General features: G+C 61.3%; 15 protein-coding genes. 11 read left to right on the top strand and 4 right to left on the bottom strand.

Going from position 1 to position 15,106, the window contains the following annotated elements; all coding sequences use genetic code 11:
* The first annotated feature begins 780 nt into the window (after positions 1-780).
* The 6 genes from FHX11_RS11235 (at position 781) to ugpC (ending at position 6,879) form a co-directional block, all read left to right on the top strand.
* Complete coding sequence (locus tag FHX11_RS11235) at positions 781-1,491, top strand: FadR/GntR family transcriptional regulator (RefSeq protein ID WP_184357704.1); 711 nt, start codon at positions 781-783, stop codon at positions 1,489-1,491.
* Complete coding sequence (locus FHX11_RS11230; protein ID WP_184357703.1) at positions 1,488-2,654, top strand: PLP-dependent transferase; 1,167 nt, start codon at positions 1,488-1,490, stop codon at positions 2,652-2,654. Before FHX11_RS11235 ends, FHX11_RS11230 begins: the two co-directional genes overlap by 4 nt.
* Before the next feature lie 41 nt (positions 2,655-2,695).
* Positions 2,696-3,955, top strand: coding sequence for a sugar ABC transporter substrate-binding protein (locus FHX11_RS11225; RefSeq protein WP_184357702.1), 1,260 nt, complete (start codon positions 2,696-2,698; stop codon positions 3,953-3,955).
* Positions 3,956-4,046: 91 nt separating this feature from the next.
* Positions 4,047-4,982: a sugar ABC transporter permease gene (locus FHX11_RS11220; protein ID WP_184357701.1), complete on the top strand. Its 936-nt coding sequence runs from the start codon at positions 4,047-4,049 to the stop codon at positions 4,980-4,982.
* A 3-nt stretch (positions 4,983-4,985) separates the two neighbouring features.
* On the top strand, positions 4,986-5,816 hold the full coding sequence (locus FHX11_RS11215; protein ID WP_184357700.1) for a carbohydrate ABC transporter permease: 831 nt from the start codon (positions 4,986-4,988) through the stop codon (positions 5,814-5,816).
* Positions 5,817-5,820: 4 nt separating this feature from the next.
* Positions 5,821-6,879, top strand: coding sequence for a sn-glycerol-3-phosphate ABC transporter ATP-binding protein UgpC (ugpC, locus tag FHX11_RS11210; RefSeq protein WP_184357699.1), 1,059 nt, complete (start codon positions 5,821-5,823; stop codon positions 6,877-6,879).
* Positions 6,880-6,930: 51 nt separating this feature from the next.
* Here the strand turns inward: ugpC and FHX11_RS11205 are convergent, their stop codons facing one another.
* Complete coding sequence (locus FHX11_RS11205) at positions 6,931-8,073, bottom strand: Xaa-Pro peptidase family protein (protein WP_184357698.1); 1,143 nt, start codon at positions 8,071-8,073, stop codon at positions 6,931-6,933.
* Between the two features lie 53 nt (positions 8,074-8,126).
* Positions 8,127-8,831 (bottom strand): GntR family transcriptional regulator, encoded by a 705-nt coding sequence (locus tag FHX11_RS11200; protein WP_184357697.1) that lies wholly within the window; start codon positions 8,829-8,831, stop codon positions 8,127-8,129.
* A 133-nt stretch (positions 8,832-8,964) separates the two neighbouring features.
* On the opposite strand from FHX11_RS11200, the gene FHX11_RS11195 reads away from it, so the two are divergent.
* Complete coding sequence (locus tag FHX11_RS11195; protein WP_184357696.1) at positions 8,965-9,876, top strand: dihydrodipicolinate synthase family protein; 912 nt, start codon at positions 8,965-8,967, stop codon at positions 9,874-9,876.
* A gap of 66 nt (positions 9,877-9,942) precedes the next feature.
* Here FHX11_RS11195 and FHX11_RS11190 read toward each other — a convergent pair whose 3' ends face one another.
* Positions 9,943-10,614, bottom strand: a complete 672-nt coding sequence (locus tag FHX11_RS11190; protein ID WP_184357695.1) for a hypothetical protein — start codon at positions 10,612-10,614, stop codon at positions 9,943-9,945.
* A 264-nt stretch (positions 10,615-10,878) separates the two neighbouring features.
* Here FHX11_RS11190 and FHX11_RS11185 point away from each other — a divergent pair, with 264 nt between their 5' ends.
* Genes FHX11_RS11185 through FHX11_RS11175 form a run of 3 tightly spaced genes read left to right on the top strand, consistent with a single transcriptional unit; the run spans position 10,879 to position 13,674 of the window.
* The gene (locus FHX11_RS11185) at positions 10,879-12,303 is read left to right on the top strand and encodes a sensor histidine kinase (protein ID WP_184357694.1); all 1,425 of its coding nucleotides are present in this window, start codon (positions 10,879-10,881) and stop codon (positions 12,301-12,303) included.
* Positions 12,300-12,947 (top strand): response regulator transcription factor, encoded by a 648-nt coding sequence (locus FHX11_RS11180; protein WP_184357693.1) that lies wholly within the window; start codon positions 12,300-12,302, stop codon positions 12,945-12,947. The genes FHX11_RS11185 and FHX11_RS11180 overlap by 4 nt, the downstream gene beginning before the upstream one ends.
* A gap of 22 nt (positions 12,948-12,969) precedes the next feature.
* Positions 12,970-13,674 carry a DUF4336 domain-containing protein gene (locus tag FHX11_RS11175; RefSeq protein WP_184357692.1) on the top strand — a complete coding sequence of 235 codons (705 nt, stop codon included), beginning with the start codon at positions 12,970-12,972 and terminating at the stop codon, positions 13,672-13,674.
* 54 nt (positions 13,675-13,728) lie between these two features.
* Here FHX11_RS11175 and FHX11_RS11170 read toward each other — a convergent pair whose 3' ends face one another.
* Positions 13,729-14,211: a hypothetical protein gene (locus tag FHX11_RS11170; RefSeq protein ID WP_184357691.1), complete on the bottom strand. Its 483-nt coding sequence runs from the start codon at positions 14,209-14,211 to the stop codon at positions 13,729-13,731.
* Between the two features lie 365 nt (positions 14,212-14,576).
* Between FHX11_RS11170 and FHX11_RS11165 the strand changes: the two genes are divergently transcribed.
* Positions 14,577-15,095, top strand: a complete 519-nt coding sequence (locus tag FHX11_RS11165) for a hypothetical protein (RefSeq protein WP_246780959.1) — start codon at positions 14,577-14,579, stop codon at positions 15,093-15,095.
* The last annotated feature ends 11 nt before the right edge of the window (positions 15,096-15,106 follow it).

Genomic DNA, 15,106 nt, shown 5'->3' with positions numbered 1-15,106 from the left:
CTATTTGCCTTTCGCTAAATGAACGGCAGCTGAACATGGACCTACTTTATAAGCGAGAACATATATTTACGGCCGCATATCGAGGCGGCCAGGGAGCCTGTCGGTTTCGCCTATCGAGCGAGAAATTCACGCCGCAACGCGGTCAGAAAAATTGTCTTCCAGACAAGCTTTTTCTTCCAGCCGTACCGCTAAGGCTCAATCTGGCCTAGTCGCACCCGATCACCGGAGATAAACAACGCCACGCTGCTTCCGATTTCCCCGGAGCGGCTCAAGCTTGGCCTCGCCTCCGCGGGGCCTTTTTTCTTTTGAGCGCCCTATTATCCGGCAGACTCACTATCGGCGAGGTTCGCCGCCCGGGGCGTAGACGGTATCCCTTTCGAAGCGGAAGACGGTGCCGCAGCCACAGCGGACCATATGCTTGCGTGGGTCGGCCGAGGCTCGCTCGGTGGAAAAGCCCCGCGGCATTTCGTCGATCCTGAAATCCCGATTCGCCTTCAAGCGATCGTCGCTCTCGGACACTTCCGCAAAGCCCATATGGCCGCACTTCGAACATTCCAGCTTTCGTGAATACCGATCTCGCGCCGCCATTTTTCAACTCCAGGACTCAGTCTGATCTCTTCTAGCAGCGCCGCCGCCGCTCTTGAAGAGCGTTGGCGGCTCTCCCGTCAGCCTCAAAAGAGCGGCAGCGCCGGAGCTACCCTGCCGCGCAATCCATAAAAATCGGCAACTGCTGCAAAAAGAGATTGACCTGATGGCAGATGTCAGACCAATTTTGTCATTATGACAAGCAAAGCCATGCTCACGCCGCTTCCCTCCATCGACCGCACCCGGCAGGTGATCGACGCCCTGTCGGATTTCATCGAGTCATCGGCGCTGAAGGCCGGCGAGAGACTGCCGACCGAACGCGAGCTGATGGTCGCCCTCTCCGTCGGGCGCTCGACCATCCGGGAGGTGATCACGCATTTCCAGGCGCTGGGCGTCATGGAGACCCGCAAGGGCAGCGGCACCTATCTGTTGAAGCCGATCTCCAAGGCGACCATCCATATGCCGCTGTCGCTCGACACGACGCATCTGCGCGATGCGCTCCTGCAGACGCTGGAGGTCCGCCGCGGCATCGAATGCGAGGCAGGAATGGTCGCCGCGCGTAAGCGCACGGCAAAGGACATTGTCGTCATCGAGCAAAAGCTTGACGAGATGGAGCGCGTTCACATCGCCAAGGGCACGTCCGGCCCGGAGGATCTGGCCTTCCACCTCGCCGTCTACGACGCTACCCACAATCCGCTGTTCCGGCAGCTTCTGGAGCAAATGCGCGAGACCTTCGAGCGCTTCTGGTCGCATCCTTTCGACCGGCAGGATTTCGCCCGCCGCTCCTTTCCCTTTCACCGCACGCTGTTCAACGCGATCGTCGCCCAGGACCCGGAAGCGGCACGCGCCGAAACACTGAAAATTCTCGACGTCGTCGAGGAAGACATCAAGGAAATGTCCAAATGACTGACGGGCTAGAGCCGTTCGAACTCGCTTCCCTCATTACCGCCCATGACGATGGCAATTTCGCCGAAGCCGTGGTGCCGCCGATCTTCCAGACATCGCTTTTCACCTTTTCCAGCTATGACGAGATGATCGCCTGCTATCGCGGCGAAAAGGTGCGGCCGATCTATACGCGCGGCCTCAATCCGACCGTGCGCATGTTCGAGGAGATGCTGGCGAAGCTTGAGGGCGGCGAGGATGCGATCGGCTTTGCCAGCGGTATGGCGGCAATCTCCTCCGCCGTCCTGAGCTTCGTCGAGCCAGGCGACCGCATTGTCGCGGTCAAGCATATTTATCCCGACGCCTTCCGCCTCTTCGGCACGATCCTGAAGCGCATGAAGGTCGAGGTCACCTATGTCGACGGCCGCGACGAGGAAGCCGTCGCCAAGGCGCTGCCCGGCGCCAAGGTCCTCTACCTGGAAAGCCCGACGAGCTGGGTGATGGAAGCCCATGATGTCGGCGCGCTGGCCGCTCTCGCCAGGCGCCACGGCGTCGTCTCGATGATCGACAATAGCTGGGCGACGCCCTATTTCCAGCAGCCGCTGAAGCTCGGCGTCGATCTCGTCATTCATTCCGCCTCCAAATATCTCGGTGGCCACAGCGATGTCGTCGCCGGGGTGGTCGCTGGATCGAAGGAGATGATCGCGCGGTTGAAGGCCGAGGCCTATCCCTATCTCGGCGGCAAGCTCTCGCCCTTCGATGCCTGGCTGCTGATCCGCGGCCTTCGCACCCTGCCGATCCGCATGAAGGCGCATGAAGCCGCGGCGCTCACGATCGCGCGGCGGCTGCAGGAGCTCGATGTCGTCGAGCAGGTCTGCCATCCGGGCCTTGCCAACCGCCTGCCCGCCGGTCTCAACGGCACATCGGGCCTCTTTTCGTTCATTTTCCGCGAGGGCGTCGATATCCGCGCCTTCGCCGACCACCTCGAGCTCTTCAAACTGGGTGTGAGCTGGGGTGGGCATGAAAGCCTGATCGTACCGGGCGAAGTGGTGCTGCAGCAGAAGGCGCAACCGAATTCCGCGCACAGCTTCGGCATCAGCCCACGATCCGTGCGTCTCCATGTCGGTCTCGAAGGAACCGAGGCCCTGTGGAGAGACATCGAGGCGGCGATCGCCGCCGCCTCTTAATCGTCAACCTCAAGAGAAAAACCGAAAAGGGGGAACTGAGCATGAAAAGACTGATAACCGCCGCACTCTTCACCGCGATGATGGCAGGCACGGCTTTCGCCGACACGACGCTGAAGCTCGTCGAGGTCATCACCAGTCCGGAACGCACCGAGACGCTGAAATCGATCGTCGCCAAATTCGAGGCCGCCAATCCCGGCACGAAGGTCGACATCATCTCGCTGCCCTGGAACGAAGCCTTTCAGAAATTCGCCACCATGGTCTCGGCCGGCGATACGCCCGATGTGATGGAGATGCCGGACACCTGGCTTTCGCTCTACGGCAACAACGGCATGCTCGAAAGCCTTGAGCCCTATCTTGCGAAATGGGACCAGACGAAAGAGCTGACGCCGCGTGCCCTGGAACTCGGCCGCGATGTCAAGAAGACGGCCTACATGCTGCCCTACGGCTTCTATCTGCGTGCCATGTTCTACAACAAGAAACTCTTGAAGGAAGCCGGCATCAGCGAGCCGCCGAAGACGATGGACGATTTCGCCAAGGCTTCAGAGGCGGTCTCCAAGCTCTCCGGCAAATACGGCTATTGCATGCGCGGCGGTCCTGGCGGCCTGAACGGCTGGATGATCTTCGCCGCCTCCATGGCCGGCGACAACAAATACTTCAAGGACGACGGCACCTCGACGATGAACAGCCCCGGCTGGGCCAAGGGCATCGAATGGATGGTCGATCTCTACAAGAAGGGCTACGCGCCGAAGGACAGCGTCAACTGGGGCTTCAACGAGGTCGTCGCCGGCTTCTATTCCGGCACCTGCGCCTTCCTCGACCAGGATCCGGACGCTCTGATCGCCATCGCCGAGCGCATGAACAAGGACGATTTCGGCGTTGCGCCGCTGCCGAAAGGCCCGGATGGGAAATCCTTCCCCACGATCGGCTATGCGGGATGGTCGATGTTTTCCACAAGCCAGAACAAGGACTTGTCTTGGAAACTGATAGCAACGCTTGAGGGACCGGAAGGCAATCTCGAATGGAACAAGAAGATCGGCGCCCTGCCGGCCTATAGCTCCGCCGAGAAGGACCCCTTCTATGCAGGCGATCAGTTCAAGGGCTGGTTCGAGGAATTGGCGGACAAGAACACGGTTCCGACCGTGATGCCGACCTATCTTGAGGAATTCGCCTTCTTCAAGGATTCGCTCGCCATCAAGACTTCGCAGCAGGCGCTGCTCGGCGATATCTCGGCCAAGGATCTCGCCGATCAATGGGCTGACTATCTGACCAAGGCGCAGCAGAAATTCCTCGCCAAGAAGTAAGTCCGCATTGCCGGCGGCGGAGCGATCCGCCGCCGTATTTTTACCTATGACACAGACGGCGTTCGAACGCCGCGAACGGGAACTCTTGCAGATGACCATGACCGCCGACACGCGAGGCAGGCGTCACGACCGCAGGCCGTGGCTGAAACGCCTTGCCGATGCTTCGGAGCCTTATCTTTACAGCGCCCCTGCCCTCATCCTGATCATCGCGGTCATGCTGGTGCCGCTGGCGATCGGCATTTCCTATGCGTTCCGCGATATCCAGTTGCTGAACCCGTTTTCGGGCGGCTTCATCGGCCTGGAGCATTTTCGCGAGCTCTCCAGGGATGCCGCCTTCTACGGAGCGCTCAGGAACACGCTCTGGTGGACAGGCGCCTCGGTCATCCTGCAGTTCGTCTTCGGGCTGATCCTGGCCCTGCTGCTGGACAAGCCCTTCTTCGGCCGGGCGCTCGTGCAGGCCTTGGTGTTCCTGCCCTGGGCGGTGCCTTCCTTCCTCGCAGGCCTCAACTGGTCCTGGCTCTTCAATCCGGTGATCGGACCCATTCCGCATTGGCTCTTCGCGCTCGGGCTGATGAGCGAGCCCGGCAATATCCTCTCCGATCCGCAATATGCGATGTGGGGGCCGATCGTCGCCAATGTCTGGTGGGGCATTCCCTTCTTCGCGATCACGCTGCTGGCCGCTCTCCAGGCGATCCCGCGCGATCTCTATGAGGCCGCCTCCATCGACGGCGCCGGCTGGTTCGAGCGTTTTCGCTCGATCACTCTTCCCTTCCTCGCCCCGACCATCGCCATAACCGTGCTGCTGCGTACCGTCTGGGTTTCGAACTTCGCCGACCTTATCGTCGTCATGACCGGCGGCGGACCGGCCGACCGCACGCAGATCGTCGCCAGCTACATCTTCACCCAGGCCTTCAAGCGGCTGGATTTCGGCTATGCCTCGGCCATCGCTCTCGTGCTGCTGATACTGCTGCTTGCCTATTCCATGCTGATCATCCTGCTGCGGCAGACCCTGCTGAACAAGGATTGAGCCATGAGACGATCCATCCTCCCCATCATCGCGCATCGTCTGGCCATCCTCTGCTACGTGATCTTCGCGCTTTTCCCGCTCTTCTGGCTGCTCAAGGTCTCGCTGACGCCGAATGATCTGCTCTATACGGAAGGCGTGCGCATGTGGCCGTCGCGCACGACCTGGGAACACTACGCCTTCGTGCTGCAGCACAGCGATTTCCCGACCTTCTTCAAGAACAGCCTGATCGTTTCCGCATCGACGGCGATCGTCGTGACGGTCTGCGCCTCGCTATCCGGCTATGCGCTCTCACGCTTCAATTTCCGCGCCAAATACTGGATCGTGGCCCTGATGCTGCTGACGCAGATGTTCCCGCTGGTCATGTTGGTGGCGCCGATCTTCAAGATCCTGACGCCCCTGCATCTGACCAACAGCCTGACCGGCCTCGTCATCGTCTACACCGCCTTCAACGTGCCCTTCGCCACCTTCCTGATGCAATCCTTCTTCGATGGTATCCCGAAGGACCTGGAGGAGGCGGCGATGATCGACGGTGCGACGCAGTTCACCGCTTTCCGGCAGATCATCCTGCCGCTGACGCTGCCGGGCATCGCCGCCACACTTGGTTTCGTCTTTACGGCCGCCTGGAGCGAGCTGCTCTTCGCGCTGATGCTGATCAACGGCAATCAGGCCGCCACCTTCCCGGTCGGCCTTCTCACCTTCGTGTCGAAATTCTCGGTGGATTTCGGGCAGATGATGGCGGCGGGCGTCATGGCGCTCATTCCAGCCGGCCTCTTCTTCCTGCTCATCCAGCGCTATCTCGTGCAGGGCCTGACGGCCGGCGCGGTCAAGGGTTAGTCAAATGGCATCGATCGATATTCAGAACGTCAAGAAAGCCTACGGCCATGTGCAGGTGCTGCACGACATCGATCTTCGAATCAAGGATGGCGAATTCGTCGTCCTTGTCGGCCCATCCGGCTGCGGTAAGTCGACCCTGCTCCGGATGATCGCCGGCCTAGAGGATATCAGCGGCGGCGAGATCCGCATCGCCGACAACCGCGTCAACGAGCTCCATCCGAAGGACCGCGACATCGCCATGGTGTTCCAGTCCTATGCGCTCTATCCGCACATGAACGTCGCCGGCAATATGAGCTACAGCCTCAAGCTCCGGAAGACCGCGAAAGACAAGATCGCGAGCACCGTCGCAGCCGCCGCATCGAAACTTGGGCTCGATCCGCTGCTCGAACGTCGCCCGAAGGCACTTTCGGGCGGCCAGCGCCAGCGCGTGGCCATGGGCCGCGCCATCGTGCGCCAGCCGAAAGCGTTTCTCTTCGACGAACCGCTTTCCAACCTCGACGCGCGCCTGCGTGAACAGATGCGCGCCGAGATCAAGAAATTGCATGGCGAGCTGAAGGCGACCTCGATCTATGTCACCCATGACCAGATCGAGGCGATGACGCTGGCGGACCGGATCGTCGCCATGCATGGCGGGGTGGTGCAGCAGGTCGGCAGTCCGCTCGAGCTCTACGACCGCCCCGCCAATCTCTTCGTCGCTGGTTTCATCGGGTCGCCGGGCATGAATTTCCTCGACGCGACCTATGAGGCGGGCGGCGTGAGGCTGAAGGATGGAACCGTCATCCCGCTTTCGGCGCCGCTGAATTTGCCCGATGGAGCCAAGGCAACCCTCGGCATCCGGCCGGAACATGTGGTCTTGTCGTCGGAGGGTACCGCGATTCGCGCCGAGGTAGAGCTTATCGAACCCACGGGCTTCGGCATCATCCTGCATCTGTCGCTGCACGGCCTGCCGTTCAAGGTCTTCACGCTGGACCGCAGCGCGCTGAGCGCCGGCAAGCAGGTGGGCGTTACCTTTCCGGCGCAGCATCTGCATATGTTCGACGAGGACGGGAAAAGGGCGACGTAAGTGGAACGGCCCGCTGATGACGCCGAACGGCGTCGGCCGCCGGCGTAACTCTCAATCGGAAAAAGGTTCGGTCGGCCCCTTGGCCGGCTGGGTGAACCAGTGCGGACCGTCCTCGGCCATGTAGATATGGTCTTCCAGCCGGATGCCGAAGGCCGCGGGAAAAACGACCATCGGTTCGTTGGAAAAACACATGCCGGCGGCAAGCGGTGTCGAATTGCCGCGGACGATATAGGGCTCTTCATGGATTTCCAGACCGAGGCCATGGCCGGCGCGATGCGGCAGGCCCGGCAGCCGATAGTCCGGTCCGAGCCCGTGCCTGGCCAGCACCGCCCGTGCCGCATCGTCGAGACTTGAACAGGCGGCACCCAGCCGCGCCGCGTCGAAGACGGCCTGCTGCGTTTCGCGCTCGATGGCCCAGGCCCGTTCGAATGCCTCGTTGCCACTCTCCAGCGTGTATGTCCTGGTGAGATCGGAATGATAACCGTCGATACGGCAGCCGGTATCGACCAGGATGACGTCGCCGTCGGCCAGGATCTGGTCGCCATCGGCGCCATGCGGCAACGAGGTCGCCGCGCCGAAGGAAACGATGCAGAATGTCGAGCCGTCGGCGCCGGCCTCCCGATGCTTTCGATCAATGAACTCCACCACTTCGGAGGCCCGGATTCCCGGCTTCATCAGCGCATGTGCCTGCCTATGGACATCAAGTGTCAGCCCCATCGCATACCGGATCAGCGCGATCTCCGCCGGCGATTTGATCCGGCGCAGGCTGCGGACGATCGGCCCGCCATCGGCCAGCCGGTCAGTTCCGAGCGTTGCCGCCAAGGCGTGATAGAAATAGAGCGGCATGCTGTCATCGAGGGCGAGCGTGCCGGAGCCGCCGAGACGGCGGGCGACGAGGGCGGCGCTGCTTTCCTCTTCCTGCCATTCGAGGATGTCGCCGGGCAGATGGGGCAGCGTCTCGACCCTGCTGCGCTCGAAACCCGGCACGATGTAGTAGAGACCGCTTGGTGTGACCAGGGCGCCGAGAAAGCGCTCGCTGACATGCCAGACGAGCCCGGTGAAATAATGCAGGCTCTCGCTCGGCCCAAGCAGCATTCCGGCAAGGCCTTTCGCCTCCAGCGCCTGACGAAGCTTCGAAAGGCGGAGCTGTCTTTCCTCCTGGGTGATGCGGGGTACGGGATGCTGCCAGGTCATTCTGTTTCCAATCCGTTCGGTCATAGGGATGATGATGCTTGCGCCGCAGGCGATCAGGCTAGCCCGATCGCCACCGACCGATCGAGGTCGCGCGCGACATAGTCCTGGATCTGCCGCACGATCTGGGCGGCATGGTCGATCGCCAGCCGGTCGGCGCGCTCGATATCGCCGGCCTCGATCGCGGCGATCATATCCTCGTGCTCGTCGACATATTGCCGCGGCAGACGGTCATCGAATGTCGAATAATATAGGCGAAGGATGCGGCGTCCCTCGTCGAGCAGCCGGGCGAAGAAGGTCGTGTAATAGGCATTGCCCGCCAGTTCCGCGATGGCGACATGAAATTCGCGATTGGCCTCGATCATGGCATAGGCATCGCGGGCCGTCACCGCATCGGCAAAATCCCGCTGATGGGCGCGGATGGTCGCCATGCCCCCGGCATCCCGGCGTTCGGCCGCGCCGCGCGTGGTGACGCGATACATCAGCGTCAGCGCCTCGAAATAGGTAGGAAGGCTGGCGAAATCGATGGTTGCGACGATGGTGTTCCGGTTCGGCAGCGTCGTCACGAGCCCCTCGCCCGAAAGCCGCAGCAGCGCCTCGCGGATGGGTGTTCTCGACATCTTGAAGCGCTCCGACAGCCGCACCTCGTCGAGCGGGCTGCCGGGCTCCAGCGCCATCGACAGGATTTCTCGGCGCAGCGCCGCATAGACGCTTTGCGTACCCGAACCGCGCACCCGCACCTGTTCCGTATCGTTCTGCATGGCGTGATCCCCACCTCTCATCCTGGCCAGGTTCCGGCGATGTCGGCCCTGCTCGCATAACTTGATGCCATGCTTCTTGAGCTTTGTCGACAGTTTGTATATAACTCGGCCACCGCAACCGAGGACTTTGAGAATGACGACAGGATGGAAGGGCGTATTTCCCGCCGTAACGACGCAGTTCAACGAGGATTTGTCGATCGACATTTCCGCCACCCAGGGCGTACAGGATGCGCTCGTCAACGACGGCGTCAACGGCCTGATCGTCATGGGCACTTGCGGCGAAAACAATTCGCTCGATCCTGAAGAAAAGCGCACGATCCTGAAAGCTGCGGTCGAGGTGGTCAACGGTCGCGTTCCCGTCGTCACCGGCGTTTCCGAATTCGATACGCGCCGCGCCGTCGCCTATGCCCGCGATGCCGAGAAGCTCGGCGCCGATGGCCTGATGCTGCTGCCGGCCATGGTCTATGTGCCGAAGCCAGAGGAGTTGATCGCGCATTTCCGCACCGTCGCCGAAGCGACGTCGCTGCCGATCATGCTCTACAACAACCCGCCCGCCTACCGCGTCAATATCGGCGCCGATGTGCTTCAGGCGCTGGCCGACGTGCCGAACATCAAGGCCGTCAAGGAAAGCGCGCCGGATCCGCGCCGTTTCACCGATCTCATCAATGCCTTCGGTGACCGCTTCGATATTTTCGCCGGCCTCGACGATGTGGCGCTCGAGGGGCTGATGCTCGGCGCCAAGGGCTGGGTCTCCGGCCTGACGAGCGCCTTCCCGCAGGAATCGGTGCAGCTCGTCGCCGCCGCCGAACGCGGCGATTGGGAAGAGGCTCGCCGGATCTATCGCTGGTTCATGCCGCTCCTGCATCTCGATGCCGAGCACGATCTGGTGCAGTCGATCAAGCTTGCCGAGCAGATCATGGGGCGCGGTTCCGAGCGCGTGCGCATGCCGCGCCTGCCCTTGTCGGGAGCCCGCCGCGCGGAAGTCACCGCCATGGTCGAGAAGGCCGCCGCCACCCGCCCATCCAAGGCGCGTCAGGCTGCCTGATATCAATAAAAAGCCGGCAATCGCTTCAAAACGATTGCCGGCTTCATTTCGTTACGAGCGACTGCGTCACTCCGCTGGCGTCGTGGTGGTCGTCGTCGTGGACTGTTCCAGCGCGTCTCGGACCTGGTCGATCTTGCCGACGGCGGGTCCGACGCCCAATATGTCCTTGGCTTCGGCCAGCGTCTTGTCGGTGACGACGCCGGTTTTGGATGCCTCGGCCAACGCCGAGCGCAGGGCCTCGTCGCTCAGAGCCGGGTCCGTCGGAACCGCATCGGTTCCATTTTGAAGTTCGAACTCGGCATAATCCATGACATAGGCCCGGATCGCCGCCATCTTCGGGTCCTTCGAATTCATATAGGCGTGATAGTTCCGCTTCAGCGAGTTGAGGCTGCCGAGTTCCGACGCGGACGTCTTTGCCTTGGCAACGGCCGCCTTTTCATGCCTGTGGGCCGCGGACTTGGAGGAATGCCCGGCGCGCTTCAGGCTTCCATTGGTGGAATCACTGTCATCGCTGTCATCCGATTGCGCTGCACTGGACTTGGCGTGGTCGGAATTGGAGTTGCTGCTGCCGTGGCTCCCGCCGTTACCATTTCCATTGCCGCCACCGTTGCCTCCGCCATTGCCGTTACCACCCTTGGCATAGGCCATGTCCACGAAGCCGAGCGCTGTTCCGGCCACCGGAGCCACGGCCAAGGTCAGGGCAACGACGGTCGTTCCAAAAGCTGAACCAAATTTCATATGCGTATTCCTCTCATTCCAGACTATGCTCTCGCCGCTGCGTGCAACTGCGGCGCGGAAGGAGCAATCATGCTGCTCGCCATAATATTGCTGGAAATGGAAGTTTCCACGGGGGACGGACCAATGCCGTGGGCCATCAGACCTTAGCCCGATGGCCCACGGCCGAAAGTCGACGGATTGCGGGCAAGCAAACCGTCTTTTGACGCATTTTCCGGCTGAGCGATCATGCCGGACATCGGGGATACCCACGGAAAGTAGCCAGACATGCCGACCAATCTCACGTCAATGCTGTCGCCGGTGCGTCTGGTCGCCGGCTGGAATTCGCAATCCCTGGCAAGGCAATTCCTGCTGATCGGCGGTCTGGTCGCGGCCTGCGCCATGATCGTCGTCGGTGCCTTCGTCACCAGCCTTATCGAGGAAGCCGTCACGCGCAATTCCGCCGCCAGCACGGCGCTTTATGTCGATAGCGTCATCGCACCGCTTCTGCCGGACATGCAGACGACCGAGGTGCTGGACGACACGGTGACGCGCGCGCTCGATGAAACGCTCGGCGAAGGTGCGCTCGGCAGCCGGCTCCTGTCTTTCCGCCTCTGGCGCAGCGACGGCACCGTGCTTTACTCCAACGACAAGGATCTGATGGGTAGGCAATTCCCGCTGAGCGACGACCTGAAGACCGCATTCTCCGGCACAATGGTGGCGCAGTTCAATCAGATCGGCGATGTGGAAAGCATTGCGGAGCGCAATAGCGGCAAGCCGCTGCTGGAGATCTACAATCCGGTCCTTCAGCCCTGGTCCGGCAAGGTCGTCGCCGTCTCGGAATTCCATGAGGTCGCCTATGATTTCGAGCGCAGCCTGAACAAGGCGCGGTTCAGAAGCTGGCTGGCCGTCGGGCTGTTCACCATCACCTTTTTCCTTGTCCTGTCGATAATCGTCCTTCGCGGCAGCCGCACGATCGAGAGCCAGCGCGGTGCGCTCAAGACCCGGATCGGCGAATTGTCGACGCTCCTGCAGCAGAACGAAATCCTGCGCTCGCGCCTGCAAAGAGCCTCGCAACGCGCCGCCGCCCTCAACGAAAGTTATCTCAGGCGTATCGGTGCCGATCTGCACGACGGCCCCGCGCAGCTCGTCGCATATGCATCCTTGCGGCTCGACAGCGAGGCCCTGGTCAATCCGTCCACCCCGGCCGACAAGCGGGAACAGTCTCTTACAGCTATCAAGGCGAGCCTCGACGATGCCATGACGGATATTCGAAGCATCTGTAGCGGCCTCGTGCTACCGCATATCGAGTCGGAAAACCTGACCGAGCTGCTGCATCGCGTTATCCGCGCCCACGAGCAGCGGACCGGAACCAAGGTCGGCCTGTCGTTTTCCGGCATGGCACAGGAATTATCGACATCCGCGAAGATCTGCATATACCGCTTCGTTCAGGAGGCGTTGAACAACGGCTATCGTCATGGCCAAGGCGCGGCGCAGCGCGTCGATCAGGCCATGGATGGCAAACACGTTACGATTGCGGTATCGGATAGGGGACCAGGGTTCGATCCGTCCCGTATTCCTCCAAGCAGCCTCGGGCTGGCGGGCCTGCGGGAAAGAGTGGAGAGCCTTGGCGGCACGTTCGAGCTCAGATCGTCCAAGGAAGGGACGCGTGTTCAAATGGCGCTCAATGTCATGGAAATGGAACAGACATGATGACAGCAATCAGCCTGGCGGTGATCGACGACCATCCGCTGTTTCGCGAAGGGGTCACCCGCAGCCTCGCTGAAATCGGCGGCTTTTCGATCGTCGGTGAAGGCAACACGAAGGACGATGCCGTGCGCATCGCCGAGGATGCACGTCCCGATGTGCTGCTGATGGATATTTCCATGCCGGGCGGCGGTCTCGCAGCGATTCCGCTGATCCTCGAGCGCGTGCCCGATCAGAAGATCGTCATGCTGACGGTCTCCGAGGCGAGCGACGACGTGACGACGGCGCTGAGAAGCGGCGCGAAAGGTTACGTGCTCAAGGGTGTCGGCTCGAGAACACTTGCCGAGATCCTTCGCACGGTGGCCTCGGGCGAAACCTATGTCGCGCCGACCCTTTCGGCACGCTTGATCTCCGCTCAGGGCGACGGAACCCCGGCAAAGGCTGATCTTATCGGTGAACTCACGGATCGGGAAAGCGAAGTGCTTCAACTCGTGGCGATGGGCTTGAGCAACAAGCAGATCGGCCTGAAGCTCGACCTTCATGAAAAGACGGTGAAGCATCACATGACGCAGATCTTTACCAAGCTCGGCGTTGCGAACCGAACGGAAGCGGCAATGGCGTTTCGCGACGCGCTGGACAGGAACGGCTAGGATCGGGGCAAGGCTATGTGACATGGCAGGCGTGCTGCGGGAATTCGGACCGGACATATGGATTGCCGACGGCCCGACCGTCACGGCGGCGGCCGGTTTCCACTACCCGACACGCATGGCCATCATCAGATTGTCCGATGGCAGCCTCTTCCTCTGGTCGCCGACGCCACTTGCGGACGATCTTCGTGCCGAAGTGGATCGTTTGGGCGCGGTGCGCTACCTGGTCGCTCCCAACTCGCTTCATCATCTTTTCCTCGGCGCCTGGCGGCAGGCCTATCCCGATGCCGGGGCCTATGCCCCGCCGGGCTTGCGACGAAAGCGCAAGGATCTCGAATTTGATGGCGATCTCGGCGACACGCCGATTGCGGATTGGGCTGATGACATCGATCAAGTCGTCATCCGGGGCAATCTGATTACGACAGAGGTCGTCTTTTTCCACCGCAAGAGCGGCACGGTGCTGTTCACCGATCTTATCCAGCATTTCCGCCCCCGCTGGTTCAAGGGCTGGCGGGCAATCGTCGCCAGACTGGACCTGATGGTCGCCGCCGAACCGTCGGTACCCAGAAAATTCCGTGCTGCTTTCACCGACAAGCGCGCCGCACGCGCCGCCATCAACCGTGTACTGGAATGGCCAGCCGAAAAAGTGCTGATGGCACATGGAGAGCCGGTGGTGGAAGGCAGTCGGGATTTCGTCCGCCGCGCATTTCATTGGCTGACGGATGATTGATGATCTTCGACTGCCCAGGACAATTGATCCCTGACGGACTGCAGGTCCGGTATTTCAATGCTGGAAGGATTTCAGCCGCTTCTGGTCGGCCGAGGTCGCGCTGCGGTTGACGATGGTGCGGCCCTTCGAATCCTTCATGACATAGCGGCCATTCTGGATCGCTTCGCTCATGCCGTCGGCATGTTGAACCGTTACCGACGTATCGTCCGAACTGGAGGAATCGTCGGTATCGTCCTGATCTTGCTTCGTGTTCTTGCTGCTATTGCTGCTGCTGTTTCCCTTGCCGTTGCCGTTTCCTCCGCCGTTGCCGCTGTTTCCTCCGCTATTCCCCCCACCATTTCCTCCGCCGTTCCCATTCCCGCCACCGTTGCCACCCCCATTGCCGCCTCCATTGCCATTGCCGCCTTTCGCCTCCGCCTTCTGAGGCACGACGGCAATCGACGCTCCGTGGATTTCGACACGGTAAGGGGTTGCGGCAAGCACCAAGGTGAACAGGGTGCCGAGAAGAACGGCGGTCGATTTCTTGAAGAAAGGCATAAGGGTTTTCCGGGGCACTTCTTGAGGCGCATCAGGCAGTCGGGAGCGATTCGCTGTTCATTGCTTCGCCGACAGCGACCTCGCACCGACATCAGATCGCCTGGACGGCACGAGCGTCAACTGTCGCCAAGGCTAAAACGCATATATTGGGCTTTTGCAATCCCCAAGCTGGACGTTCGTCCCGTCCGGCATCAGACCAAAGTCTGAAGACCGACCCGACTGAAGCCCGAACGGCAAAGAGCGCGATTGAAAGGGCCTTCGGCGAGCGGTTACTACTGCATCGAAGGGTAGCGGATGGATCGGCAGGCGGATGAGGACGAGAGTTCTCATTTTCTCTGCCGCCGATAAACACGGGACAATCTGTCATGGGCATCTTGGACAATCCGCGCGTCAGCGGCGCTGCGGTAGCAGACGAGGCATTGAGCAGGCGCGACAGGGAACAATATCGGACCACGATATCGCCCGTTCCGAATCCGCTCGATGCGAAAGATGTCGATAGGAACAAACCTTGGAAGACCTATCTCGACCAGGTACGGCCGCCCGGCGCCGTCGCGGATTTTTCGGCCGCGGCCTTCGCCCTTCAGGTTGCGGTCAATATCGGGCTGGCGCTGAAGCTCGTCGAACCGACGCCTGAATGCCGCTATCACGCCGAGCGGGTCATCACCGCGGCTGAAATATACAGCCGGGCGAGAGAGCAAGGCTTGACGCTTCCCTTCTCGGACGCCGAGAAAGAGCTTGCGGAAGCCGTCGCGCTGTTCGCCATCGAGCTGGAATACTGTCCCTCGGCATCGCGCCCCGGCAGACATTCGCTACCGAGGAGGCAGCCGGTGCTGCCGCAACCAGCGCCGATCGAGGCGGGCCGGTATCGGAGCTTCTCGCTGTAGCCACGCTCGCG

This window comes from Rhizobium sp. BK602 (assembly GCF_014195095.1).
Classification (GTDB): Bacteria; Pseudomonadota; Alphaproteobacteria; order Rhizobiales; family Rhizobiaceae; genus Rhizobium.
Note: the sequence above shows the minus strand (reverse complement) of the source record. Positions and strands in the feature narration are given on the sequence as shown.

Excerpts from the sequence above, each read along its gene's own strand:
- FHX11_RS11200 (WP_184357697.1), bottom strand. The coding sequence starts at position 8,831 with ATGCAGAACGATACGGAACAGGTGCGGGTGCGCGGTTCGGGTACGCAA.
- FHX11_RS11190 (WP_184357695.1), bottom strand. The coding sequence starts at position 10,614 with ATGAAATTTGGTTCAGCTTTTGGAACGACCGTCGTTGCCCTGACCTTG.
- FHX11_RS11180 (WP_184357693.1), top strand. The coding sequence starts at position 12,300 with ATGATGACAGCAATCAGCCTGGCGGTGATCGACGACCATCCGCTGTTT.
- FHX11_RS11230 (WP_184357703.1), top strand. The coding sequence starts at position 1,488 with ATGACTGACGGGCTAGAGCCGTTCGAACTCGCTTCCCTCATTACCGCC.
- FHX11_RS11215 (WP_184357700.1), top strand. The coding sequence starts at position 4,986 with ATGAGACGATCCATCCTCCCCATCATCGCGCATCGTCTGGCCATCCTC.
- FHX11_RS11165 (WP_246780959.1), top strand. The coding sequence starts at position 14,577 with ATGGGCATCTTGGACAATCCGCGCGTCAGCGGCGCTGCGGTAGCAGAC.
- FHX11_RS11205 (WP_184357698.1), bottom strand. The coding sequence starts at position 8,073 with ATGACCTGGCAGCATCCCGTACCCCGCATCACCCAGGAGGAAAGACAG.
- FHX11_RS11175 (WP_184357692.1), top strand. The coding sequence starts at position 12,970 with ATGGCAGGCGTGCTGCGGGAATTCGGACCGGACATATGGATTGCCGAC.
- FHX11_RS11170 (WP_184357691.1), bottom strand. The coding sequence starts at position 14,211 with ATGCCTTTCTTCAAGAAATCGACCGCCGTTCTTCTCGGCACCCTGTTC.
- FHX11_RS11225 (WP_184357702.1), top strand. The coding sequence starts at position 2,696 with ATGAAAAGACTGATAACCGCCGCACTCTTCACCGCGATGATGGCAGGC.
- FHX11_RS11185 (WP_184357694.1), top strand. The coding sequence starts at position 10,879 with ATGCCGACCAATCTCACGTCAATGCTGTCGCCGGTGCGTCTGGTCGCC.
- FHX11_RS11235 (WP_184357704.1), top strand. The coding sequence starts at position 781 with ATGACAAGCAAAGCCATGCTCACGCCGCTTCCCTCCATCGACCGCACC.
- FHX11_RS11195 (WP_184357696.1), top strand. The coding sequence starts at position 8,965 with ATGACGACAGGATGGAAGGGCGTATTTCCCGCCGTAACGACGCAGTTC.
- ugpC (WP_184357699.1), top strand. The coding sequence starts at position 5,821 with ATGGCATCGATCGATATTCAGAACGTCAAGAAAGCCTACGGCCATGTG.
- FHX11_RS11220 (WP_184357701.1), top strand. The coding sequence starts at position 4,047 with ATGACCATGACCGCCGACACGCGAGGCAGGCGTCACGACCGCAGGCCG.